This window comes from Streptomyces sp. NBC_00647, from assembly GCF_045207245.1.
GTDB lineage: Bacteria > Actinomycetota > Actinomycetes > Streptomycetales > Streptomycetaceae > Streptomyces.
In genome coordinates, this window is the sequence record NZ_CP109040.1 from 406,202 (window position 1) to 429,955 (window position 23,754).

At 72.8% G+C, this 23,754-nt stretch carries 19 protein-coding genes and 2 pseudogenes; 11 read left to right on the forward strand and 10 right to left on the reverse strand.

Annotation, left to right across the window (positions count from 1 at the left end):
- Positions 1–257 precede the first annotated feature (257 nt).
- Positions 258–830: a DUF4240 domain-containing protein gene (locus OG788_RS01955; RefSeq protein WP_406368713.1), complete on the forward strand. Its 573-nt coding sequence runs from the start codon at positions 258–260 to the stop codon at positions 828–830.
- A 312-nt stretch (positions 831–1,142) separates the two neighbouring features.
- On the opposite strand, the gene OG788_RS01960 is transcribed toward OG788_RS01955, so the two are convergent.
- Both OG788_RS01960 and OG788_RS01965 read right to left on the reverse strand, forming a co-directional pair.
- Positions 1,143–2,318 carry a hypothetical protein gene (locus OG788_RS01960; RefSeq protein WP_406368715.1) on the reverse strand — a complete coding sequence of 392 codons (1,176 nt, stop codon included), beginning with the start codon at positions 2,316–2,318 and terminating at the stop codon, positions 1,143–1,145.
- Positions 2,319–3,078: 760 nt separating this feature from the next.
- A complete protein-coding gene (locus OG788_RS01965; RefSeq protein ID WP_351557020.1) occupies positions 3,079–3,909 on the reverse strand; it encodes an AfsR/SARP family transcriptional regulator in 831 nt (276 codons plus the stop codon).
- A gap of 950 nt (positions 3,910–4,859) precedes the next feature.
- On the opposite strand from OG788_RS01965, the gene OG788_RS01970 reads away from it, so the two are divergent.
- Positions 4,860–5,237 carry a hypothetical protein gene (locus OG788_RS01970; protein ID WP_406368716.1) on the forward strand — a complete coding sequence of 126 codons (378 nt, stop codon included), beginning with the start codon at positions 4,860–4,862 and terminating at the stop codon, positions 5,235–5,237.
- Between the two features lie 54 nt (positions 5,238–5,291).
- Here the strand turns inward: OG788_RS01970 and tnpB are convergent, their stop codons facing one another.
- Together tnpB and OG788_RS01980 are read right to left on the reverse strand one after the other, a co-directional pair.
- The gene (gene tnpB / locus OG788_RS01975) at positions 5,292–6,743 is read right to left on the reverse strand and encodes an IS607 family element RNA-guided endonuclease TnpB (RefSeq protein ID WP_406368718.1); all 1,452 of its coding nucleotides are present in this window, start codon (positions 6,741–6,743) and stop codon (positions 5,292–5,294) included.
- Positions 6,740–7,313, reverse strand: a pseudogene (locus OG788_RS01980) (IS607 family transposase). Before OG788_RS01980 ends, tnpB begins: the two are co-directional and overlap by 4 nt.
- 57 nt (positions 7,314–7,370) lie before the next feature.
- Here OG788_RS01980 and OG788_RS01985 point away from each other — a divergent pair.
- Positions 7,371–7,757: a DUF6193 family natural product biosynthesis protein gene (locus tag OG788_RS01985; RefSeq protein WP_406368720.1), complete on the forward strand. Its 387-nt coding sequence runs from the start codon at positions 7,371–7,373 to the stop codon at positions 7,755–7,757.
- A gap of 284 nt (positions 7,758–8,041) precedes the next feature.
- Here the strand turns inward: OG788_RS01985 and OG788_RS01990 are convergent, their stop codons facing one another.
- Positions 8,042–8,518 carry a carboxymuconolactone decarboxylase family protein gene (locus OG788_RS01990; protein ID WP_406368722.1) on the reverse strand — a complete coding sequence of 159 codons (477 nt, stop codon included), beginning with the start codon at positions 8,516–8,518 and terminating at the stop codon, positions 8,042–8,044.
- Between the two features lie 70 nt (positions 8,519–8,588).
- Here OG788_RS01990 and sigJ point away from each other — a divergent pair.
- Positions 8,589–9,471 (forward strand): annotated as a pseudogene (sigJ, locus tag OG788_RS01995) (RNA polymerase sigma factor SigJ).
- Between the two features lie 366 nt (positions 9,472–9,837).
- Here sigJ and OG788_RS02000 read toward each other — a convergent pair.
- The 3 genes from OG788_RS02000 to OG788_RS02010 all read right to left on the reverse strand — a co-directional run bounded on the left by OG788_RS02000 (position 9,838) and on the right by OG788_RS02010 (position 12,502).
- A complete protein-coding gene (locus OG788_RS02000; protein ID WP_406368724.1) occupies positions 9,838–10,539 on the reverse strand; it encodes a ScbR family autoregulator-binding transcription factor in 702 nt (233 codons plus the stop codon).
- Between the two features lie 12 nt (positions 10,540–10,551).
- Positions 10,552–12,084: an acyl-CoA carboxylase subunit beta gene (locus tag OG788_RS02005; RefSeq protein ID WP_406368726.1), complete on the reverse strand. Its 1,533-nt coding sequence runs from the start codon at positions 12,082–12,084 to the stop codon at positions 10,552–10,554.
- Positions 12,085–12,235: 151 nt separating this feature from the next.
- On the reverse strand, positions 12,236–12,502 hold the full coding sequence (locus tag OG788_RS02010; protein ID WP_406368728.1) for an acyl-CoA carboxylase epsilon subunit: 267 nt from the start codon (positions 12,500–12,502) through the stop codon (positions 12,236–12,238).
- A gap of 321 nt (positions 12,503–12,823) precedes the next feature.
- Between OG788_RS02010 and OG788_RS02015 the strand changes: the two genes are divergently transcribed.
- On the forward strand, positions 12,824–13,810 hold the full coding sequence (locus OG788_RS02015; RefSeq protein ID WP_406368729.1) for a ScbA/BarX family gamma-butyrolactone biosynthesis protein: 987 nt from the start codon (positions 12,824–12,826) through the stop codon (positions 13,808–13,810).
- A 547-nt stretch (positions 13,811–14,357) separates the two neighbouring features.
- Here the strand turns inward: OG788_RS02015 and OG788_RS02020 are convergent.
- A complete protein-coding gene (locus tag OG788_RS02020) occupies positions 14,358–14,798 on the reverse strand; it encodes a hypothetical protein (protein WP_406368731.1) in 441 nt (146 codons plus the stop codon).
- 514 nt (positions 14,799–15,312) lie between these two features.
- On the opposite strand from OG788_RS02020, the gene OG788_RS02025 reads away from it, so the two are divergent.
- From OG788_RS02025 to OG788_RS02045, 5 genes are all read left to right on the forward strand, one after another.
- Positions 15,313–15,888, forward strand: coding sequence for a Uma2 family endonuclease (locus tag OG788_RS02025; protein ID WP_406368733.1), 576 nt, complete (start codon positions 15,313–15,315; stop codon positions 15,886–15,888).
- The gene (locus tag OG788_RS02030) at positions 15,885–16,157 is read left to right on the forward strand and encodes a helix-turn-helix domain-containing protein (protein ID WP_406368735.1); all 273 of its coding nucleotides are present in this window, start codon (positions 15,885–15,887) and stop codon (positions 16,155–16,157) included. Before OG788_RS02025 ends, OG788_RS02030 begins: the two co-directional genes overlap by 4 nt.
- Before the next feature lie 524 nt (positions 16,158–16,681).
- The gene (locus tag OG788_RS02035; protein ID WP_406368737.1) at positions 16,682–18,187 is read left to right on the forward strand and encodes an MFS transporter; all 1,506 of its coding nucleotides are present in this window, start codon (positions 16,682–16,684) and stop codon (positions 18,185–18,187) included.
- Positions 18,188–18,450: 263 nt separating this feature from the next.
- The gene (locus OG788_RS02040) at positions 18,451–19,317 is read left to right on the forward strand and encodes a class I SAM-dependent methyltransferase (RefSeq protein WP_406376646.1); all 867 of its coding nucleotides are present in this window, start codon (positions 18,451–18,453) and stop codon (positions 19,315–19,317) included.
- 407 nt (positions 19,318–19,724) lie between these two features.
- Positions 19,725–20,288 (forward strand): hypothetical protein, encoded by a 564-nt coding sequence (locus OG788_RS02045; protein WP_406368739.1) that lies wholly within the window; start codon positions 19,725–19,727, stop codon positions 20,286–20,288.
- 315 nt (positions 20,289–20,603) lie between these two features.
- Here the strand turns inward: OG788_RS02045 and OG788_RS02050 are convergent, their stop codons facing one another.
- Positions 20,604–21,491, reverse strand: coding sequence for an NAD(P)H-binding protein (locus tag OG788_RS02050; RefSeq protein WP_406368740.1), 888 nt, complete (start codon positions 21,489–21,491; stop codon positions 20,604–20,606).
- A 1,187-nt stretch (positions 21,492–22,678) separates the two neighbouring features.
- Between OG788_RS02050 and OG788_RS02055 the strand changes: the two genes are divergently transcribed.
- A complete protein-coding gene (locus OG788_RS02055) occupies positions 22,679–23,344 on the forward strand; it encodes a ScbR family autoregulator-binding transcription factor (protein WP_266766307.1) in 666 nt (221 codons plus the stop codon).
- The last annotated feature ends 410 nt before the right edge of the window (positions 23,345–23,754 follow it).

Here is a 23,754-nt window from a genome sequence, read left to right on the forward strand (position 1 = left end):
AACTGGCAGGCACAGCTGCCGGCCCTGCCCGCACGGCCGGGCTTCCGTGGCTCCATAGGGAACGGTCGCCGTCGGTCGCTTCTGTCCGCTCCCGTGATCGACGGTGTTCTCGTGGTTCGCCGCTCGGTGGGCATGGGAGGGGCACGTGGGACGGGCACTTCGGTGTCTTCGGATCGGGGACGGCCCAGTGGTCACGGTGGCGGTGGCGATCCGCTCCGAGGAGCTGTTGTCCTACCGGGGTGGCAAAGTGCCCGGCCATGGACACCTCCGCGTTCTGGACCACCATCGAAGCCGCTCGCTCTGCCACCACGGCGGACAAGCCGTTCGCCGAAGCTCTGGTGGACGAGCTGGCCACCCGCACCAAGCAAGACATCCTGGGCTACCAGGAGCGCTTCGACGAGGCGAGTGGTGCTGTGTACCGGTGGGACGTGTGGGCCGCCGCCTATCTCATCGGCGGAGGCTGCTCGGACGACAGCTTCACGGACTTCCGCGCCGGCCTCATCGCCCTGGGCCGCGACTGGTACGACAAGGCGGCAGCCGCTCCGGACGGACTCGCTGAGCACCCGTCAGTGATCGCCGCCGCACAGGCGCACCGCGACGAAGCGATCTTCGACGAAGAAGCCAACTACGCGGCCAGCGGCGCATTCGGGCGCATCACCGGCGACGAAGAGGACTTCTACGAGGCGTGGGCCACCTACACGGCCTCGCGCGAGCGTCCCGCACGAGACAGCAATGACATGGGTGAGGACTTCGACTTCGACGACGCCCGTGAGATGCACCGCCGACTCCCACGGCTCGCCGCCCTCTGCCTCCGCGACACCACGCGCTGACGGAGGCCATCGTGGTCATCCGTCTCGCGACACCCATGGCTCTGCCGGCGTTGTTCATCGCCGCGGCGGGCCCTGGCGGCACTCGCCCGGGGACCGGGTGCTTCCCGTGGCATCAGCGTGCCCGGCAGGCGGTCCTGGGCCGTGTCGCTCAGCTCCGAAACCGTCGGGGTCGGCCGGTGTCCTGCGGGCGGTGTCCGGCCGGAGGGGGCAGGTCCTGGCCGGATCGGCGTTCGGGCGCTGCCGGGCCACGTCGCGGGGTGGGGCCCGAGAAGCTGTGTGGCGGCGATCCGGCGGATGTCCTGATGTCCCGGGTCAAGGGGCTGTGGTGAAGCGGACGATGACGGGGCGGGAAGGGAACGTACTGCTGCTGACGGAGCCCACGCCCCAGACCTGCCGGGTTCCCGGGACTGCGGTGTAGTCCTTGAGGTGGAGTTTCTGCCGGCAGCCGCCCTCACCGAGCCTGCCCGGCCGGCCGGCGAGGCAGGGCGGCTGGGTGATCCGCTCTTCCTCGCCGGACAGTGTCATATAGCGCTTGGGGGTGAGCATGATGGCGTTCCCGGCCTCGCCGGTCACCCACGGCTCCCCGTCGTCCTCGCTCCACCGGGTGCCGTCCCAGCGCAGTGCGAGCCCGGCGGAGTACGCGTCGCTGTCTCCGCCTTCGCTGGATACGGTGCCGAAGGCGCGCACGTCGTGGGCGGACAGGGCGACGACGCGGGTGAGTTCGCCGTCATGCGGATCGTCCTTGGGTCCCGGCGGCATGGAGGGCATGGTCGCCTTCGTCCAGGTGCGGCCGTCCCAGTGCATGGCCGCAGGGCGCGCAACCTGCTCCCGCGTCAGGCTGAACCCCACGGCCCACAGGTCCCGCCCCGATGCACCCGCCAGGGCCTGCGCCGTGCCGGGCAGCCGCAAGAGCTGCCAGTGCCGCCCGTCCCAGTGCCAGGCGGTGTCCGAACCGTCTACGGCCCAGACGTCCCCGGGGCCGAAGACGGCGACGCCTCTCACGACTTCGGGGAAATCCCGGGGAAGGTCCACGGCCTGCCACGCCGTTCCGTCCCAGTGCGCGGCGAGTGGCGAGCGGCCCCCGCCGGGGTTCGTCGTGGCGCCCGCGAAGAGCCACACGTCGTGCGGCCCGGCGGCGTCGAGCCGGACGGACGAGAGGTCATCGAGGTGGCGCAGCGGGGGTGGGAGGTCGTAGGGGCGCCATGTCTTTCCGTCGTAGTGGAAAAGGAGAGTCTCGTGGATGTCCACCCACCCGGTGACGGGACTCTTGCCGATGGCCCAGGCATCGTCGGCGGAGGCGGCGGCGATGTCGGCGAAGGCGGCGTTGGTGTTCTTCCCGGTGTAGTCGTAGCGCCAGGCGGCTCCGGTGCGGTGGTCACTCGTGCCGGCTCCGCGGGAGGCATTCCGGTGCCCGCCTTGCGGGCTGCCGCATCCGGCGAGCGTCAGGAGGGCCGTGCAGAGGGCGGCGATGCGGCGCCAGGTGGGCATGTCGTTCCCCCTGGGGTGACGGGACGTTACGGCCGGCGGGTGGGGGAAGTGGGCAGGATTCTATGTGAGGCCGGGCCCCCGTGACAGCGGTCGGTGCAGGCAGGACGGTGGGGGGGGGACGGAAGGTGCGGATCATGGTGCCGGCCGGGGTGCGGTACGGGTGCCGGTGCCGGCGGTGCCGGGGCGATGGCCGCGGACGAGCGGCGCGTACCGGAGGTTCGTGCGGCACGCGGTGCTCGTTTGGCCTGTGGCCTGCGGCCCGGTGAGGAGCGCGCGTTGGGCTGCCGGCGAGTGCCGGCACCTGTGCTCCTGCGGTCCGCGGCGAAGGCGGGACGGGCTCAGATCCCGAGCGTGCGGGAGGCCCGCTCGGCAGCCTCCGCGGAGCGCCGAGCGGCCTGCCTCGTGCCCGGGCCGGCCGGGACGCCGTGCTCTTCCCGCCTCCGGCCTTCCGCGTTCTGACGGGACGTCGGGATGCCGTGGAACCGCCGCGTGCGGGTGCGGACGAAATCCCGGGCCGCGGGCATGGGTGACCCCTCCCTCCCGGACGGGGGGTCATCGGGAGGGAGGGGCCGCTGGGACGCGGCACCGGCCGCAGCCGGCCGTGCGGGCGGGCCCGCGGTGCCGGGACGGGGTGCCGGAGCAGGATGCCGGGACGGGGTGCCGGAGCAGGATGCCGGGACGGGGTGCCGGAGCGGGGTGCCGGAGCGGGGTGCCGGAGCGGGGTGCCGGAGCGGGGTGCCGGGACGGGGTGCCGGGGTGGTCAGGCCATCCGGCCGACGAGGCGTGCGGCGGGGTTCTCCGGTCCGGCCGTGAGGGTGGGCTCGGGGTGGGCCATCAGGATGGACCGCTGGAGCCTGCCGAGCGCCGTGGACGGTTCCAGGCCCAGCTCCCGCACCAGCGTGGTGCGCAGGCGCTGGTAGGCGTTGAGGGCCTCACCGCGGCGGCCCGAGCGGTACAGGGCGAGCATGAACTGGCCGTGCAGGCTCTCGTGCATCGGGTACCGGCTGACCAGCACGGTCAGTTCGGACAGCAGCCCGCGGTGGTTGCCGAGCCGCAGGTCGGCCTCGATGCGCTGGTCCAGGGCGCACAGCCGGGTCTCCTCCAGCCGGCTCACCTCCAGGGTGATCTGGCTGCCGGCCTGGACGTCGGCGAGCGCGGTGCCGGTCCACAGCGACAGTGCCTCGCGCAGCCGTTTGGCGGCACCGGCGTAGTCCTCCGCGTCCATGGCCCGGTAGCCGGCTCCCGCGCGCCGTTCCAGCTCCTGGAAGTCCAGGGTGCCGCCGCGGGTCTCCAGCCGGTAGCCGCCCGGCAGGGTGACCAGGACGTCCTTGGCCCTGGTCCCCTCGTCGCCGCCGCGCAGCAGTGCCTCGCCGATGAGTTCGCGCAGCTGCAGGATGTAGGTCTGCAGCGTGGTGCGGGCGCTGCGGGGCGGGTTCTCGTCCCACAGCTCCTCTATCAGCGTGGACACCGGGACGACGTGGTCCGCGTTGAGCGCGAGCAGAGCCAGCACCTGCCGGGGCTTGGGGGCGGTCGGCGCGATGGGGATGCCGTGCTCCCGCACCGACAGCGGGCCCAGTACTTCGATGTCCATCGTTTCTCCCCTGTTGGATGCAGGCAGGTCAGCGCGTGCAACGGGGTCAGCGCGCCGGCACCGGAGCGGGCGTGCTGCGGCATCTGTCCCACCCCCGATAAAAAAACAGCATAGACGGTTTGTCAATCCGGTCGGGCAGTCATCTTTTCCCCAAGACCCCCCGGCCTCGCACCGGATGCACCCGCCACGCCCCGTCGGCACCCCTCCCTCACGCCCGGTTGCCATCCGCCGCCGATTGCGCCCGCGAAACGTCTTTCCGCCGCTCCGGTGACGCGCGCCGGCCGGAGCGGCACGGGCACGCCGCCCGCCCCCGGTACCACCCGCGCCCCGGCACCGGCCCACTTGCCGCCGGTCCGGCCGTGCGGGCCGGCTGCACCCTCAACTTGCCAGGACAGTGCACCGAAAGGGGCTAACAAGGGTGGACGGTCGGGGGCTCGGGGGTACATCGACGAGGGGGCGCGGGGCGCAGCAGCGGCAGCCGGGCCGGGCGCACCCACGGGCCGTCACGCCGAGGAGAAGGACGTATGCGAGACGGGCGCGACTTCCAGCATTCTTCTCGTATGCAACCTTTGCTTTCCGAGCGAGGGCGGGGTGTCGTCCAGTCTGCGCCCCGGTCCGGCAGGCTCTCGCCCCCGGGGATCCGCAGGCTAGGGCGGCGGTCGTGTCACGCCGGAGCCGGTGGAGAGGGCGACTGCGGGAGGAGCCGGAACCCTTCTCGAATCAGACCGGATGGTCTGTTCAATGTGCCGGCATGCCGGGTGCCGGTGGGGGCGGCCCGGGAGTCGGCCGTGGTCGTGCGGGTGACGCGGATGCGGCCTCGGCCTGGCGGTCCCACCCCGTGCCCGCTGTGAACTCGCCCGTCCCCGGGCCGGGTTGCCCGCCCTTGCGGCGGGCGGGAGGGCCGCGCGGGGGCGGTGGGGGCGGTGTGCCGGACTGGCAGACTCGGTGCCGTGCCCGAACGGCCTGACGGCGCCGCAGCGCCGAGCGATCCGATGCACGCGTACGTGGCGCTCTATCCCGAGGTCGTGCGGGCGGGCTCGTTGCGGAACGCGCTGCAGGCGGTGGCCGATCGCGCGGGCCACGGGCTCGCGGTCGAGCTGGCGTCCTCACCGGGGTGGCGCTGCGTGGCTGCCCGGGTGGAGGCCGGCGGCCGCTGGGCGCGGGTCCTGATGGCCCTCGGTGAGCGCCGCTTCATCGTCGACTGCGGGACCGGTGGTGTCCGCATGGCTTGCGGCACCACCCCGGATCTCTCCGCGGTTGCCGGGGCGTTGCACTTCTGGTTGCGGGCACCCCGGGTCCGGGAACTCGTCGCGCAGTGCCGTTGCTGAGTCAGTAGTCAGGTCTCAGCATTCCGGGTATTTCGGCCCGGAAGGTCCGTCACATCACCAGAGCGTCAGGGCTTCGGTTTGAGGACGGTCTCTCGTTTCCGTCTGCCGCTGCTGCGGCAGGGCTGCGCCACCTGCCCGCCCCGTCCCCGTCTTGCGACGGTGGCGAGTGGTGCGGGTCTTCTGGTCGGCTCCACGAGGCTTCGACACCTTGGGGGTGTCCAGGTCTGCGGCCACTCCGGTACCTGTTGCTGCGATTGCCGCGAGTGCGGCGAGGTTGTGTGCGGCGTTGGCGTCCCGGTCGATGACCAGGCCGCAGGCGTCGCATTCGTAGGTCCGCACGTGCAGCGGCAGCTTGGCTTTCACCGCGCCGCACCCGGAACAGGTCTTGGAGGAGGGGTACCAGCGGTCGGCGGCCAGGGTGCGGCAGCCGTTGCGCTGGGTCTTGTAGGTGAGCTGGCGGCGGATCTCCCCGAATCCGGCATCGGCGATCCTGCGGGCCAGGCGCCGGTTGCGGAGCATCCCGGCGACGTTCAGGTCCTCCACCACGACGGTGCCGTATTCGGCGGCCACGGCGGTGGTGAGCTTGTGCAGGGCGTTGGCGCGGAGGTTCGCGATGCGGTGGTGCACGCGGTTGCGCTGGGCGTTGGCTTTCTCCCACCTGCGGGAGGGCTTCTGTCCGGTGCGGCGGTCGGGGCCGCGTCGGCGGGAGACCGTCTGGGAGGCCCGGCGGAGCAGATTCAGGGCGCTGTCCAGGTGCCGCGGGTTGGGCACGGTGCGGATCTCGCCGGTGCTGTCGGCCATCACTGCGAGGGTCTTCACACCCAGGTCGATGCCGACCGCGACGTCGGGCCGTGCGACGCGGACGAGGTCGCGTTTGACCTCGGTCTGGAAGGACACGAACCAGCGTCCGCGTTCGTGGCGGACGGTCGCGGACAGGATGCGCGCGGTCCCGGCCCGGACACGGGCGAGGAGCCCGGCGACGGGCTCGTGCGTACGGATCGTGCCGAGCCGGGGCAGTGTGACGTGCCGTCCGTCGGCGTCCACCCGGATGGTGCCGGTGGTGAACCGGCAGGACAGGCGCGCCTTGCGCTTCGACTTGAAGCGCGGCACCCCCATCCGCCGGCCGCACCGCTTGCCGTTCTTCGACTTCGCGTAGTTGTCGAACGCGGCCGACGCGTTCGCCAGCCCGGTGGAGTACGCCTCCTTGGAGTTCTCCTCCCACCAGGAGGCGAACCGGGGGTCCGTGTGCTTGGCGGCGTTGAACGCCTTGCGCAGCGATGGCAGCGACCACGGCCGCCACTCGGTCCTCTCCGCCCCGGCGACGCCGTACGTCTCCTCGGCCCGGCGCTGCCACCAGGACGCGGTCACCCAGCCCACCGCCCAGTTGTACGCCGCGCGCGCCGCACCGCAGTGCGACCCAAGAGCGGCCTCCTGGGCGGCGTTCGGGTCCAGCGCGAAGCGGTACGCCTGCACCACGAACCCCGGCTGCGGCCGGAACTTCTTCACTCGGCGGCCTCGCCGGTCGCCACGGCCACCGCGCGGGCGGCCCGGTTCTTCGCCGCCCGCGGCCCGTACAGGCGAGCGCACATGGAGGTGAGCACCCCGGTGATGTCCCGCACCAGATCGTCGGCGGTCTCGGCAGGGTCGAGGACGACCAGGCGCCGGCCGGACGCCGACAGCGCGGCCTCCAGGTGCTCGACGCCGAACCGGGCCAGCCGGTCACGATGCTCGACCACGATCACAGCCGGTCCGGGTCGGCAAGAAGCCGCTGCAGCTCGCGGCGTCGCCCGTCCAGCCCCGACCCGACCTCGGTCACGACTTCCGCGACCGCCAGGCCCAGTCCGTTCGCGCCGGACACCACCCGCGCGGCCTGCCGATCCAGGTCGGCCTTCTGGTCGGCTGACGACACACGGCAGTACGCCACCACACGCCCGGACGACGGGGCGGCAACCTCGTCGACCAGCCACGTCCCGGACGGCACCTGACGGACCGGCACGGGCATCATCCCGTCCCTCACCCACGCCAGGCGGTCTGGTAGCTCACGCCCTGCCAACGCGCCCACTCCGAAAGCTTCACACAACCAAGCTACGTGAGATGCCTGACTTGAGACGACTATGAACGATCAGGAAATCCGTGGCAGTTGTGGCCCCCTTTCTGAGGATCTGGGAGCTGGCCGAGGCCCGTGAGCGCGGGGAGACCGAGGCCGTGGCGGTGAGGTGGCGCCGGCTGCGCGAGGCGGCCGCACGTATGCCGGACACGGCGCTGCACGATCTCGTCGAGGCCGCCTTCCGGCAGGAGCGGCTCCGGGCCCTGTCGCCGGGGCGGAGCACCTGCCGGCTCACCTTCAGCAGGCGGGCCGCGCCGCCCGTCCGCGATGACCTGCCGGGGGCCATGCCGGTCGGGAACGGCCGCTACCGGGTGCGGTTCGCCGACGGCCGGCTGCAGGAACTGGACGGTGCGGCACAAGCCGTTGCGGTCATCCTCGCGGCTCTCCCCGGCGACGCCGTCCCGCGCACGTGAGCGTCACGTGGGCGGGACGGCGAGGCGAGCGACTCCGGCCCGCCGCCTGAAGCACGGGGGCACTTCAGGGCGCTGTCCGTGCTTCCGTGGAACCGGTGGTCGGGAGCTGTGCGGGAAGCCGGCGCCGGTCCCGCCCGGGCCACCGAGGTCCAGCGCGACGCGACGTCGCCCGAGCCCGGGGTGGTGCCGGTGGCACAGGCTCCGCGGCCACCGGCACCGCCGCTGCGGACGGGTTGGGCATGCACTGCGCGCCTGCGCGCCCTGACGGCAGGCCGGCAGAGCCGTCACCAGGTGGTGCCGGCGGGCTCCTCGATGGTGGTGTTGATGCGGTTGAAGAAGTTGGTGAGGCCGATCATCAGGATGATCGCGGAAAGCTGCGCCTCGTCGAAGTGGTCCGCGGCCTCGTTCCACACCTCGTCGGGGACGGCCCTGCCGGAGCGGTCGGCGATCCGGGTGGCGGCCTCGGTCAGGGCCAGGGCCGCGCGCTCCTCACCGGTGAAGAACGGCGCCTCGCGCCAGGCGGCCACGGCGTGCAGGCGTTCGTCGCTCTCGCCGTGCTTCTTGGCGCCCGCCACGCCGGCGAACACGCAGGCGCTGCATCCGTTGATCTGACTGGCCCGCAGGTGGACCAGTTCCAGGATCTGCGGGGAGACGCCGCCCTGGTACATGGCCTTGTAGATGTTCTGGATGCCCTTCATGGCGTCCGGCAGGACCAGAGCGGGGTTCTTCATCCGGGCACTGGTGGTGATCGCGGTGTTCATCTGATGCTCTCCTGGTGATCCGTTAGCGTCTGTCACTGGACCGACGGATCCGGACGCGGGGGTGTGACAGGTGAGCGAGAATTCTTTTCTGGCCGACCGTTTCGAGGCCGAGCGGCCCGGGCTGCGGGCGGTGGCCTACCGGATGCTGGGCTCGCTCGCCGAGGCGGAGGACGCCGTCCAGGAGGCGTGGTTCAAGCTCAGCCGCACCGACGTGAGCGACGTGAAGAACCTGGGGGCCTGGCTCACCACGGTCGTGGGCCGGACATGCCTGGACATGCTGCGCTCGCGCACCTCGCGACGCGAGGATCCGCTGCCCGAGCAGGACGGGGCCGTCCGGCTGCCGGACCCGGTGGTCACCGCGGCGGCCCGCGTCGACCCCGAGCGGGAGGTCCTGATCGCAGACTCGGTGGGCATCGCACTCATGATCGTTTTGGAGACCCTCTCCCCGGACGAGCGGCTCGCCTTCGTCCTCCACGACATGTTCGACGTGCCCTTCGACGACATCGCCGCCGCCCTCGGCCGGACCGCGGTCTCCACCCGGCAGCTCGCCAGCCGCGCCCGCCGCCGGGTTCAGGACGCCGCCCCGGCGGCCGACACGGACAATGCCCGCAAGCGCGATGTCGTGGACGCCTTTCTGACCGCCTCCCGCGGCGGCGACTTCGAGGCGCTGCACCGTCCTCCACCCCGACGTGATCGCGCGTTCCGACGGCGGCACGCTCGTCCCGAGCATCCTGCGGCACGGCGCGGGCGACGTGGCGTCCCAGGCGATCACCTTCGCCCGCTACGCGGCGAACGCGCGTCTGGTGCTGGTCAACGGCTCGCCCGGCGTTGTCTCGTTCACCGGGGACCGGCCTTTGTCCGTCATGTCGTTCACCATCCGGGACGGCCGCATCACCGGGCTCGACATCCTCACCGATCCCGACCGCCTGGCCGCGCTCGGCCTGACCGCCTGACCGTCTGACCGGTGCCGGCCACCCCCCGCAGCGGAGGCGGCCCGCAGCGACCGGAGCCAAGGCGTGCTCGGCGGGCTGGGGCGCTGTCACGTCCCGTGATGCTCCCAAGTCCCGTCGGCCGGCCGCGATCAACGCCGTTCACGGACCGTCCTGCACGGCCCGAACCGCTCCGGCACATCACCCCGCCGCACCCCCCTCCGCACCCTGTCCGCACCCGGTACAGCATCCCGTCGATCACCTGCCGGTGGTCCCGTCACCGGCCACAACGCCCTTTGCCACAACGCCCGTTACCGGCCAGGAACGGCCGAAGCCGCTCTGCACGGAAGGCGGCGGCTGCGGCCGGTGCGACGCGGCGCGGTGCGGTGGTCAGGGTCCGGGGCGGGCCGGTGGGGGGCCGGGGGTGTTGCCGGGGGCCGGGTCCTGGTGTGCGGGGGCCGGGGGGTGCGGGGGGTGTGCCGGGGTGCCCGCTGCCTGGAGGTGTCCCAGGGCGGCGGGTGCGGCCAGGCGTGGCAGCAGCAGGCGCCAGAACCGGGTGAGGGTGCGGTAGGAGAGCCATTCGGCGTCCTGGGCTCCCAGGACCTCGAAGCCCACGGTCGCCGCGACGACGGCGACCACCGCGTCGCGCGGCACCACCGTGTCGGCGAGTTCGCCCTCGCCGTCGGCGCGTTTGAGGGTCGACTCGACCCACTGCGTCCACTGCCGGCGCAGGTCCCGTTCGCCGGTGTAGAGGTGTTCGGAGCCCAGGGCGAACCCGGCGCGCAGGACGGCGTCGTCGTGGAGGGTGCCGGCCAGGTGGTGGGTGGCGTCCACCAGGCACTGCAGGGCCTGGCCGGGCCGCTGTTCGCCGTGGACGGTGATGCGGGTCAGCCGGTGTGCGGCGGCCTCCTCGACGGCTTCGGCGAGGGCGGCCTTGCTGGCGAAGTGGAAGTGCAGTGCTCCGTTGCTCACGCCGGCCTGGCCGCTGATCGCGGTGAGCGAGGCGGTGCGGTAGCCCTCGCGGTCGAAGACCGCGGCGGCGGAGTTGATCAGCGCCTCGCGCGTGCGCAGCGCGCGTTCCTGTTTGGCCATCGTGGTGCTCCGTTACTGCGGCGGGTTGCCGTGCTTGCGGGAGGGCAGGTCGGCGTGCTTGGTGCGCAGCATCGCGAGCGATTCGATCAGCACCTCGCGGGTCTCGGCGGGGTCGATGACGTCGTCGACCAGGCCGCGTTCGGCCGCGTAGTAGGGGTGCATCAGCTCGGCCTTGTACTCCTTGACCATGCGGGCGCGCATCGCCTCGGGGTCGGCGGCCGAGGCGATCCGGCGGCGGAAGATGACATTCGCGGCGCCTTCGGCGCCCATCACGGCGATCTCGTTGGCGGGCCAGGCGTAGGTGAGGTCGGCGCCGGTGGACTGGGAGTCCATGACGATGTAGGCGCCTCCGTAGGCCTTGCGCAGGACGAGCGAGATCCGCGGCACGGTGGCGTTGCAGTACGCGTAGAGCAGTTTCGCGCCGTGGCGGATGATGCCGCCGTGTTCCTGGCCCACGCCCGGCAGGAAGCCCGGCACGTCCAGGAGGGTGAGCAGGGGGATGTTGAAGGCGTCGCAGGTCTGCACGAACCGGGCGGCCTTCTCGGAGGCGGCGATGTCCAGCACCCCGGCCAGGTGCCGGGGCTGGTTGGCGACGATGGCGACGACCTGGCCGTCCAGGCGGGCCAGCGCGCAGATGATGTTGCGGGCCCAGTGCTCGTGGACCTCCAGGAAGTCGCCGTCGTCGACGAGTTCGGCGATCACCTCGGTCATGTCGTAGGGGTGGGCGCCGTCGGCCGGGACCAGGCTGGACAGCGCATCGCCGCGCCGGCCCACCGGGTCGGTGCACGCGGTGCGCGGCGGGCTCTGGCGGTTGTTCTGCGGGAGCATGGAGAGCAGGTAGCGGACCTCGGCGAGGCAGGTCTGCTCGTCGTCGTAGGCGAAGTGGCACACCCCGGAGGTCTGCGCGTGGACGTCGGCGCCGCCCAGGCCGTTGTGGGTGATCTCCTCGCCGGTGACCGCCTTGACCACGTCGGGTCCGGTGATGAACATCTGCGAGGTGTCGCGGACCATGAAGACGAAGTCGGTCAGCGCCGGGCTGTAGGCCGCGCCGCCCGCGCACGGGCCGAGCATCACCGAGATCTGCGGGATGACACCGGAAGCCTTGGTGTTGCGCTGGAAGATGCCGCCGTAGCCGGCGAGCGCGGAGACGCCCTCCTGGATCCGGGCGCCCGCGCCGTCGTTCAGGGACACCAGGGGCGCGCCGGCCGCGACGGCCATGTCCATGATCTTGTGGATCTTCTGCGCGTGGGCCTCGCCGAGGGCGCCGCCGAAGATGCGGAAGTCGTGCGCGTAGACGAAGACGGTGCGGCCCTCGACCAGGCCCCAGCCGGTGACGACGCCGTCGGTGTAGGGCTTGTTGGCCTCCAGGCCGAACCCGGTCGCCCGGTGCCGGCGCAGTTGCCCGACCTCCTGGAACGAGTCCGGGTCCAGCAGCAGGGCGATGCGTTCGCGGGCGGTCAGCTTGCCCTTGGCGTGCTGGGCCGCGGTCGCCTCCTCGCCGGGGCCCTGCAGTGCCTGCGCGCGGATGGCGTGGAGTTCCGCCACGCGCCCGCGCGCGGCGGCGCTGTGCGGCCCGGGCCGCTGGGGGCAGTCGTCGTCATGTCAGGTCCCCTCCTGGGACAAGGCCGAGGAGGTCCCGCCCCGGGTCCGTACGTGGACATTAACAAACCGCTGAAGCGGTTTAAAGTTGTTCTACTCAAGAACCGCTCGAGACGCCGTCGGCCCAGCTGCCCGCCGGCACGAAACCTCCCGGCCCCGGCCACCGGGACGGGCCGGTCCCGGCCCACCCCCCGGGCCCCTCGCCCGCCGGCTCGTCCTCGCGTCCGCCGGCCGGTTCCCCGGGCCGTCCGCCGGCCCGTCCGCGTGCGCCGAGGACCGCGAGCAGCACCGCGGTCAGGGCGGCGAGTTCCGCCTCGTCGGCCTGTCCGCGCTCGACGCGCAGCACCGTGTCCCCGCTGCTCATCGATCACCCCTCTCCCCCGGCGGGCCGTGTCGGGCCGTCACGTCACCGTCGGCCAGGGCGCTGGAGAGACGCTGTGGTGCCGCTCGAGATCGGCTCGCCCCCGCCCGGAGCGCGGCGGCCGGGACCCGACGCCCCAGCTCACGGGCCGCGTCCGGCGGTCCGGGGCGCCGGCCGGGCGCCGATTCGGAGCAAACTGCTCCATTTCCCGCGGGCAGGACCTCGCGGAGAACCCTAGAAACTAAACCGGGTGGTCTGTATCTTCCTGATTCTCAGCGAGCACATCCGACGCCAGGCCAACGCAGCTCAGGGGGAAACATGTCCATGACCACGTTCCGCACCGGGCCGGCCCCGATCGCCACCGCGCCCCTGCCCGCCCCGCCGGACGGCGCCGCGGGGCCCGCCGGACGGGACCCGCGGTTCGCCACCCTGACCACCACGGTGCCCAAGGAACTCGTCCACCGCGCCAGCGTCGCCGAGGTGCTGCTCACCGACTGGGAGCGCATCGCGGCGGACCGCTTCGAGGTCAGCGCCCAGTGGCCGCGCGGGCACAGCTTCTTCACCGCCGTCCAGGGCCGCCACGACCCCCTCATCGCCGCCGAGTCCTTCCGCCAGGCGGCCATCCTGCTCGCCCACACCGAGTTCGGCGTGCCGCTCGAGCACCCCTTCCTGATGCACAGCCTCACCCTGGACGTGCGCCCCGAACACCTGGCCACCGGCAGCGCACCGGCCTCCGTCGGCATCGAGATGACCTGTCACGACGTCACCTGGCGGCGCGGCGCCGCATCGGCGATCCGCTTCGAGGCCGTATTCCGGCGCGGCGGGCACACGGTGGCGAGCGCGTCGGGCTCCTGTACGGCCACCACACCCGCCGTCTACGCCCGGCTGCGCGGCAAGCAGACCGCGCTGGCCGGGGTGCCCGCACCGCTGACCGCCCCGCTGGCCCCGCAGCACGTGGGCCGCACCTCACCCGCCGACGTCGTCCTGTCCCCCGCCGGCGGACCCGGACGCTGGCTGCTGCGCACCGACACCAGCCACCCCGTGCTCTTCGACCACCAGGTCGACCACGTCCCCGGCATGGTCCTGCTCGAGGCCGCCCGCCAGGCCACCGTCGCCACCCTGGGCCAGAACACCTTCGTCCGCCACCTCGCCAGCACCTTCGAACGCTACGCGGAACTCGACGCCCCCTGCACCATCGAGGCCCACCCCCTGCCCGGCCACGCCGGACAGCGCCGCGTCCGCATCCTCGCCCACCAGAACAACACCCCCGTCTTCACCGCCACCACCGGAACCGACCCCCACCCCGCCTGACCCGCGCGCCGGGCCGGCTCCCGGCTCCCGGACTTTCCGCCGCCCCCGCCGGCCGGGCATCCCGGACACCGGACCGCCACGACGGACACGGCAGGCACGGCGGTCCGGCACCGGCGAGACCCGGCGGCACGCGCCGCATCCCGTGCCGCCCGGACCGCCCGCCCCCAAGACCCGCAGCCGGCCACGGACCCGGCCGGGGCGCCCGCCCGCCGTCCGCGCCGCCGCCCCGCCGCCCGGCACCGCGGACGGCACCACGGCCGGCACCACGGCCGGCACCACGGCCGGCACCGCGGACGGCGGGCGCGGGCGGCGCTGCGGACGGCGGGCGCGAGGGCGTGGCGAGAGGGCGTGGCCGCCGGCGGCCACGGCGGCCCGGCACCGACGACCGGGCCGCGGGGCCAGAGCGTGCGAGCCGATCTCACCCGCCGGCGGTCGCAACCCTGCGAAACCGGTGTCGCCGGCCCGTCCGGTGAAGTTCCCCGGACGGCGGGAAACGGCCCGCCGCCCCTGCCCTGCCCTGCCCTGCCCTGCCGTCGGCGGTGTGCCGCTACGAGGCGGGGTCCCGGACGCCGGCCAGGGCTCGGCGGACGGTGCCGGAGAGCCTGCGGGTTCCCTCGGCGGAGGGCAGTTCGCTCTGCCAGGCATCGACGGCCTGCCATCCGTGACCGGCCAGGAACGGGACGGGGGTGCCGGCTTCGAGGCCCGAGGGCGCCGCGGGAAGGCGCACCAGCAGGACCGAGGTCCCCACAGCAGCGGCGGCCGCGATGCCCTCGCGGGCCAGGACCGGGACGCCGTAGGCGGCATGGAGGGGCGCGTGCCGGGCCAACTCGGCCAGCCTGTCCAGGAGATCGGGGTGGGTGTGCAGCTGCCATGCGCCCAGCGCGTAGTCGTCCGGTCCGCCCGGCGGACAGCCCTGCGCCCGCAGGAAGTCCAGCAGCGCAGCGTTCAGGGGATGCTCTGCGCGTATCGGCGGCAGGTCCAAGCGCATGGGCCCGACTCTACGTCCCTGCCGCAAGAGGCGGCCGGATACGGGCAGTTCAGGGCACAGGGTTCGGGGCTCGGGGCTCGGGGCTCGGGGCTCGGGCAAGACGTCCGTGAACGGGGTCACGCGCCGTGACGCCGTCCGGATGCCGCTTCTGGCGGTACTCGCCTCCTCGCCCCGGACCCGCGCGCCGAAGGCTTTCGCTACCCGGCACATCCCCGCGGTCACTGCCGTTCGGGTTCTTGGCGCTCATCCCTCCCGGCGTCCGGTGCAAGGAGGCTTCGAGGCGCTCCCCGTCGTGAGGCGTGATCATCACCGGGAGGTGACTGCCCGGGCCCGTGAACTCTCCCGACGGGCCGGAACCCCCAAGTCGCCGAGTCCGAACCGGGCACGGCACAACGGGCCGTTCCAGTCCGGCGCGGGCACGGTAGTCCCGCTCGCCTCCCGGAAGGCAGCGCGAAGACTCCCGGCGGCTGCGAGGCCCACCATGCATGACGATTTCGTCATGTACGGTGAGGGTATGACGGAACAGAGCATCTACTGGCATCTGCGTGAGTTCCGTGAGACTTTCGACAGGCCTGAACCGCTGGCCTGGCCGGAGATCAGCCATGGCCAACTGCTGATGATGATGAGCCCGAAGAAGCAGCATCAGCTGGTTGCCCACCGCCTGCGCACCCAGCTGGAGCCCCAGTTGGGCAAAGGCATGCTCCTCATGCTCGAAACCGACATGGAAGATGCCGGTCTCGGCATCCTGCGTGTACCCGATCTCGTCGTGATCGACGAGGAAGAGGCCGTGGCCGACAGTGATGCGATCGACCCCCGCCGCTGCCATCTGGTGATCGAGATCGTGTCCCGGTCCAATCCCAGCAACGACTACGAGGGCAAGCTGCGCGACTACCCGGCCATGGGAGTGCCGCACTACCTCATCGTCGACCCCCGTGACGGGAGCGCAGTCCATTACTGGGCACCGGTGCACCGAAGCGGCGTGCCCACCTACGACAACAGGCAGCACTACACGTTCTCGGACACCGTCACCATCGCCGACTGGAAGATCGACACTGCCGGCCTGCCCCGTTACAGCAAGGACGGGCAGTGAACGACACAGCAGACCTGGTCCGCTCCTGGCGCCGGCAGCGCGGAATGTCCCAGACACGCCTGGCCGAGCTCGCCGGGACCGGGCAAGCCGCGATCTCACGCATTGAATCAGGACGGGACCTGCCCACACTGGCCCTCCTCGAGCGCATCGCCTCAGCACTGGACTGCCGGCTGACCGTCACTTTCACATCCGGCTCCGGACAGACACTGCCTTCAGCCCGAGCGTTCCCTCCCCTGCCGGCCAAGCCGACAGGGGGTCCGGACTGCTGACGATCCGCCACCCGCGACACCAAGACCCGTCCGCCCGCACCTGCCCGGCACTTCACCGGCCCCTGCACGCCCGCCGGGTGTCACCACATCCCCCGCGCCGGCCCGGGCACCCGAAGCGCTTCCAGGTGGTCGCGGACGACGGCTGAACACAAGCACGGTCAGGGCCCGCCGGGACTGAGCAGACGGGCCTCGATCGGGCGAGCGAGGCCGGAGAACGGACCCAGCAAACCCGCACCACCGACCTGCGGATTACGCCGCCGCGAGGTCGTCCCGTGCGTTGAGCCGGGACCGGACGCACAGGGACGGCTGCGCTGCCGTCCCGCCGTCCGCCTCGCCCGCTTCCTCATCTCAGCCGGCCTGCACCGCAAAATACGCCCGACCGCCAAGACAGCGCGGTGCAACGCCAGGACAGTGCGGTGCACCCTTGCCGCTGCCCAAGGCATGGGTGCAGGCCTGACGGCTTACGACGCGCGCGGAAGGGCTCCTTCCCTGCGTTGCGGGCGGTTGCTGCTTAGCGTGACCCCATGACCACAGTCCAGGCCCGGCCCGTTTCCGACGACCGGCGGTGGAAGGCGCTCGCGGTCTGCCTGACGGCGGGCTTCATCTCCCTGCTCGACACCTCGATCGTGAACGTGGCGCTGCCCTCGATGGAGCACGGGCTGGCCGCCTCGGAGGCCGCCCAGTCCTGGGTGGTCTCCGGATACGCCCTGGCCTTCGGGCTGGTGCTCGTCCCCGCGGGCCGGCTGGGCGACATGCGCGGGCGGCGGCAGGCCTTCCTGCTCGGGCTGGCCGCGTTCACGCTGGCCTCGGCGGCCTGCGGCCTGGCACCCAGCGCCTCCTGGCTGGTGCTGTTCCGGCTCCTGCAGGGCGCGGCGGCGGGCATGGTCGCCCCGCAGACCTCGGGACTGATCCAGCAGATGTTCCAGGGCGCCGAACGGGCCAAGGCCTTCGGCATGCTCGGCAGCGTCATCGGCATCTCGACGGCACTGGGCCCCCTGGCGGGCGGTCTGCTGATCAACGCCGCCGGCACCGGCGACGGCTGGCGCTGGGTGTTCTTCGTCAACCTGCCCATCGGGGCCGCCGCCCTGGCCGCGGGACTGCGGCTGCTGCCCCGCTTCCCGGCCCCGGCAGGCAAGAAGAAGGAGGAGTTCGACCTGTTCGGCGTGCTGCTCCTGGGCGCCGCGGTACTCGCGCTCATGCTGCCCCTCGTACAGGAGCAGCAGTGGACCGGGCGGCTGAAGTGGGCACTGCTGCCGGTGGGGGCGCTGCTGCTGGCCGCGTTCTGGGCCTGGGAACGGCGCCAGGGACGGCGCGGACAGGCTCCCCTGGTCGACCTGGGCCTGTTCTCCCTGCGGTCCTTCACGTTCGGCTCCCTGATCAGCCTCACCTACTTCGCCGGCTTCACCACCGTCTTCTTCGTCTACTCCCTGTTCCTGCAGAACACCGTCGGATACAGCGCGCTGGCGGCCGGCCTGTCGGTGCTGCCCTTCGCGGCCGCCTCGGCCGTCGGCGCCACGATCGGGGGCCGTCTGGTGATGCGCCACGGACGCATGCTCGTCGTCACCGGCCTCGGCGCCGTGGCGGTGGGACTGCTCGGGGTGATCGCGGCGGTGCAGCTGGTACCCCTGCAGAGCGTGGGGTGGGCCACCGCCCTGCCGATGGTCGTCGCCGGGATCGGCTCCGGCCTCACGGTCTCCCCCAACACGACACTCACCCTCACCCGCGTCCCCGTGCACCGCGCCGGTGCGGCCGGCGGAGTCCTGCAGACGGGACAGCGCATCGGCTCGGCAGCCGGAATCGCCGTGGTCGGCGCGGTGTACTTCGCCCACCAGGCCAACCACGGACAGTCCGTCACCGCCATCCAGCTGGGACTGCTCACCGCCGTCGGATTCAGCATCCTCGCACTGCTCCTCGCGGTCGCGGACCTGCGCGAACGCGCCGCGCATCCCGAACCGGAACCGGCCGTCAAAAACGTCCGGCACCGTTCCGAGGACGGTGACACCGACGACATGGTCCGGCCCGGCAGCTGAAAAAAAGGGGGGCCGCAACACGCCCGCCACGGCGGCCCACCACCGGCCTTGTCCACGACAACGGGCTCAGGTCCCCTTCGTGCGGCCACACAGGGCGGCTGCCGGTCTTCGCCTCATGACGGTGCGGTTTCCGTGGCCGCAGGCGGTCGGTGCGCATGACTGGAGGGCCGCGCATGAAGCCGGCTGCCCTCATCGGACCCTTGCAACCGGTCATCTAGGCTGGCGCGGTGGCTGATGAGCAGGAGCGGATGCAGCCGTCGGGAGTGTGGGCCACGGCGGTGGGAGTGGCCAGGGTGCGGGCGCTGGAGACCGAGCGGGAGAACGCACTGTTCCGCGACCCGCTGGCACAGGCTTTCGCCACCGCCGGCGGCCTGTGGCCCTCCTCGCCGCCGCTGCCCGACGACGAGGCCGCGCGACGCCGCCGGCAGGCCGTGTCGTTCTCCATCGTCATCAGGACGAGGTTCCTCGACGAGGTGTTGCAGCAGGCCTCCGCGTCCGGGGTCCGCCAGGTCGTGCTGCTCGGCGCCGGCATGGACAGCCGGGCCTTCCGGATGGACTGGCCCGAGGGCACCCGGCTGTTCGAGATCGACACCGCCGCGCCCCTGGACTTCAAGGCTTCGGTGCTGCGCCAGGAGCGGGCCGTCGCACGCTGCGAGCGGATCACCGTCGCGGTGGACCTGCGGGAAAACTGGCCGGGCGCGCTCGCCGCCGCAGGGCACGACCCGGCCGTGCCGACCGCGTGGATCGCCGAAGGACTGCTGATCTATCTGCCCCAGGAGGCGGTGGAGCTGCTGCTGGCCCGGATCAGCGCGCAGTCGGCGGCAGGCAGCCGGATGGGGCTGACCCTGGGCTCGCGCGGCGTGATCGAGCGCTTCGGCGCGGACGCCGCGCAGGGATCGGCGGCGTCCATGTGGGTCTCGGAGATGCCCGACGACCCGGTGGACTGGCTGGCCGGGCACGGCTGGGAGGCCCACAGCCACACCCTGCGCGAGCGCGCTGGCGCCTACGGCCGCCCGGCCGGCACCCCGCCGCAGCACGAGGAGCAGCCCGGCGGACTGATCTCGGCGGTCCGCCGGCAGAACGCCTCCCGGTTCCCCGGACGACCGACTCCCAAGGGGGCAGATGACTGACTCCAAAGGGGGGGCCTGACGAGGGCAACCGGCTTCATGCGCGGCCAGCCAGTCACGCGCGCACCGACCGCCCGAGGCCACTGAAGTCCGCCCAGAAACCGGCCGGCCCGACGACGGCGCGGCCGACAGTCCTTCACCGCGAACGAAGTACTGCCGCAGCTGATGCCGCAGCTGAACGAGCTGCTGTTCTCCTCGGTCCAGGCCGTGTCGGCAAAATCGGCCGAGGCGAGCCGGCACGGCCGTCGGCCAGGGCTGGAGCCAGAGCCCGACCAAGACGACGGCGACGGTGCCGCGACGGGCCACGCCGATGCCCCCGCGCACAGCCGGGGCACGCACAACCGGGACGCGCACAGCCGGGACGCGCACGGCCGGGGCGGTGGCCGGAATTCCGCCCCTACGATCGGAGCGTGGACGCAGCGACCTGGCTGAACCTGCTCGCCATCCTGATCTCGGTGAGCGCGGTGGTGGCCTCCATGTGGTTCGGGGCCCGGCAAGTGCGCACCGCGCGGCACGCCAACCACCTGCCCGCCTTCACCGAGTTGCTGGCCGAGTTCCGCAAGCCGCAGATGCACGAGCAGTACGTGTACGTGTGCAGCGAACTCAGGCAGCGGCACTCGCCCGACGGCGGTCTGCGCGGCCTGCCGCCGCAGGCGAAGACCGCGGTCTACAACATCGCCTACTTCTTCCAGACCCTGGCCAGCCTGTACGCGGTCGGGGTCATCGACGAAACCACCGCCGCCCTGATGGTCCGGGGCCGACCGGCAAAGGTCTGGGCCGCCATCGAACCCTTCGTGGAACGCGAACGGCAGTACCCGGACGTCGACCCCCACCTGCTGTCCCTGCTGGAAGCCTTCGCCCGCATCTCCTCCACCTTCGACGGACCCACCCCCGGCCAGCTCCTCGAGGCCCGCCACCGCCGCACCCGCACCCGCACCCGCATCCGCATCCGCCTGCCGTACCGGCCCCGATGACCAGGCCCGATGACCGCGCCCGGCCAAAGACACCGACGGACCGGGAAACACCGCCGCCGGGGACCGGAGTGCGGTGACCCAGCGGTGGCGGCAGGCCCGTCCGCCTCCGCGACGCCGGCCCCTCCCACCCGCAGGACCGGACCACCGCTCCCGTGAACAGCCCGCCGGCCGGCGGGAAACACACCCCAAAAGCCGTGCCGAAGTCCTGAACCGTCAGTCCGGCGCGAACAGGGTTTCCGCTCCCCACCCGGAAGGGGAACACGAAAGATTTCCGGCGGCTCCCGGCCATGGACGCACCCGGCCTTCCCGGCCGCCTCACCCCACCGGCGCCCCGGCGCCCTGCGCACCGGACAGCCGGAACGCGTCCAGGTGGTCACCGACCCAGTCACGGTAGGAACGGGCCGGCCGGCCCAGCAGCGCGGCCACCGCGGGCTCCACCACCTGCTTGGCACCCGCCCGCTGCCGGCACGCACTGTCCAGCAACGCCTCCACCACCAGCGGCGGATACCGCCGCCCCAACACCGCCCGGGCCGCCTCCCGGCCCAGCTCCTCCACACCCAGCTCCACCCCCAACTGCCGCCCCAGCTCCCGCGCCTGCTCCCGCACCGTCAGCGCCTGCGGCCCGGTCAGCGTGTAGGCGCGGCCCGCATGCCCCGGCCCGGTCAGCGCACACACCGCCACCGCCGCCACATCCCGCGGATCCACACACGCATTACGCGACGTCGCACACAACGCCCGCACCACCCGCTCCGTCTTCACCGACGCCGCCCACCCCAACGTGTTCGACATGAACGCCCGCGGACGCAGCAACGTCCACTCAAGCCCCGACCCACACACCACCGCCTCGGCCTCACGCTGCCAGCACGTCACCACATCCCCGGCCTGCGGATCCGTCACCGCCGCAGCCGACAGCTTCACCACCCGCCCCACCCCCGCCGCCCGCGCCGCCCGCACGAACCGCACATCATCACCCTCACCCACCCGGCACGTCAGCAGGAACGCCGCCCGCACCCCCAACAGCGCCCGCTCCAGCGACGCCTCGTCCCCCAGATCCCCCACCACCACCTCCACCCCCGCAGGCAACCCCACCGCACGCCCCGCATCACGCACCAATACCCGCACCCGAACACCCCCGGACAGCCGGCCCAGCCCCTCCACCACCGCCCGCCCCGTCGTCCCCGTCGCCCCCGTCACCAAAATCACAACCCCCACCCCTCCCCACCACCACGAAACAACCCCGACCACACCCGACCCGACCCGGACCCACCCCGGCCCCACCACACCCCAATCCAGCCCCGCCCCACCCCAACACCACCGCCACACCGCCACTGCCACTGCCACTGCCACTGCCACTGCCACTGCCACTGCCGCGAACCAGCCCGCACCTGACCGTGAACCAGCCCGCAGCCACCCGGACTCGGGCCCGGACTCGGGCCCGGACTCGGGCCCGTGCTCGGGTTCGGGCTCGGACTCGGGCTCGGGTTCGGGCTCGGACTCGGGCTCGGGCTCGGGTTCGGGCTCGGGCTCGGGCTCGGACTCGGACTCGGGCTCGGGCTCGGGCTCGGACTGGGGCCCGGACCCGGGCCCGGGCCCGGCATCACCCCAACCGGCCCGGGAGCCACCGTGAACCGGCCCGCAGCCACCCGGACTTGGGCCCGACCTCGAACCCGGACCCGGGCCAGAGCCAGGGCCAGGGCCAGGGCTCGGCTTCGCCCCAACACGGCCGGCACCACTGCGGACCGGCCCGGATCCGACCGTGAACCAGCCCGCAGCCAACCGGACTTGGGCCCGACCTCGGACCCGGACCCGGCTTCAGCCCAGCACCGTCGGCACCACCGCGAACCGGCCCGCGCCTCACCGCGAACCCGGCCCGGAGCCACCCCGGCCCCGGCCCGGGTTCGGGTTCGGGTTCGGGTTCGGCGGTACTCGGGTCCTGGCAGGTGAGCGAACGCGATCCGCGCAGCGGCATACCGGCCGCCCGGCTTCTCACCCCGCATCACCGGGCCCCGCACCGAACCGTCCCGGGGACCCGCCCTCACCCCGGCCATGCGGCACACCCCCGGGCGGGCGGTCCGGGCACGGTCCGCGCGAGCGGCAGCCCGGCCGCCGAGCACGCCGCCCCGCCCCGGCCCACCGCCAGTTGGGCCCGCAAGCGCATCGAACCGGCCTGCTCCCGCCCCGCCCGGCCCCGGTTTCGCCCCGGCCCGTCCTGGTTTCACCACGGACCGGCACCGCTCTCCCGGACATCCGCCCGGCCGGCGTGTCCCGCAATCGGCCGAGGCAGGAGGCCCCACGCCCGACAACCTGTAATATACAAACTGGACGGTTTCTTTTGCCGGGTCGGCGGACCGGGCATATGCCCAGCAAGAACAGCACGGAAGGAGGCCGACATGGCCATGCAGGACCGGGCGATCCGCACCCGGCAGTCGATCCTCTCGGCGGCTGCCGGCGTCTTCGAGGAACGCGGCTACCAGGCCGCCACCATCAGCGAGATCCTCACCGCGGCCGAAGTCACCAAGGGCGCACTGTATTTCCACTTCCCCTCCAAGGAACACCTCGCCCAGGGCGTGCTGTCCCAGCAGGACGGCCAGACCTCCATCCCCCGCGCCTGCAAGGTCCAGGAACTCGTCGACATGGGCATGCTCCACGCCTACCGCCTCCAGACCGACCCCATGGTCCGCGCCGGGGTCCGCCTCGCCCTGGACCAGCAGGCCCAGGGACTGGACCGCAGCGGCCCCTTCGCCCGCTGGAGCCAGTCCATCCGCGACACCCTCACCGCCGCCCAGCAACAAGGCGAACTCCTCCCCCACGTCCAGCCCCACACCACCGCCGACGTCATGGTCGGCGCCTTCGCCGGCGTCCAGGCCATGTCCCAGGCCGTCTGCGACTACCAAGACCTCCAACGCCGCATCTCCGACCTCCTGCGCCACCTGCTGCCCTCCGTCGTCCACTCCTCCGTCCTGGCCTCCGTCGACCTCGCCGACGGCCGAGGCGAAAAAGTCTTCGACGAACTCCAGCAACACCACCACGACACCCCCCAACCCACCACCAACTGACCGGCCCACCCCCACAAACCCCAGGCCACAGGCCCCACGGGCCCCGGGTCCCGCACCCACCACACGACCCGCAGCCCACCCCCACCCCCACACCGCCGCCCGCCACAAACCGGGCGGCAACCCCGCCCGCTCCGCTCCCCACGGCAGACACACAGCCGGGACCGGGCCAGGACCCGGCAAGCACCCGCGGGCAACGCGGCCGACCCACAACCCCGGCCCCGCAACGCCCCCAGCACCCCCCAGGCGCCCTGCCCGACCCCCCGGCATCCCCAGGCGCGCCCTGCCCGACCCCCCGCCGTCCCCCACGAACCCGCCGACAGCACCACCGGCACAGCGGGGCGGGCACCGACACCACCACCGGCACCGACCGCACCGCGGGCACTGCCGGCACCGACCCCACGGCGGGCACA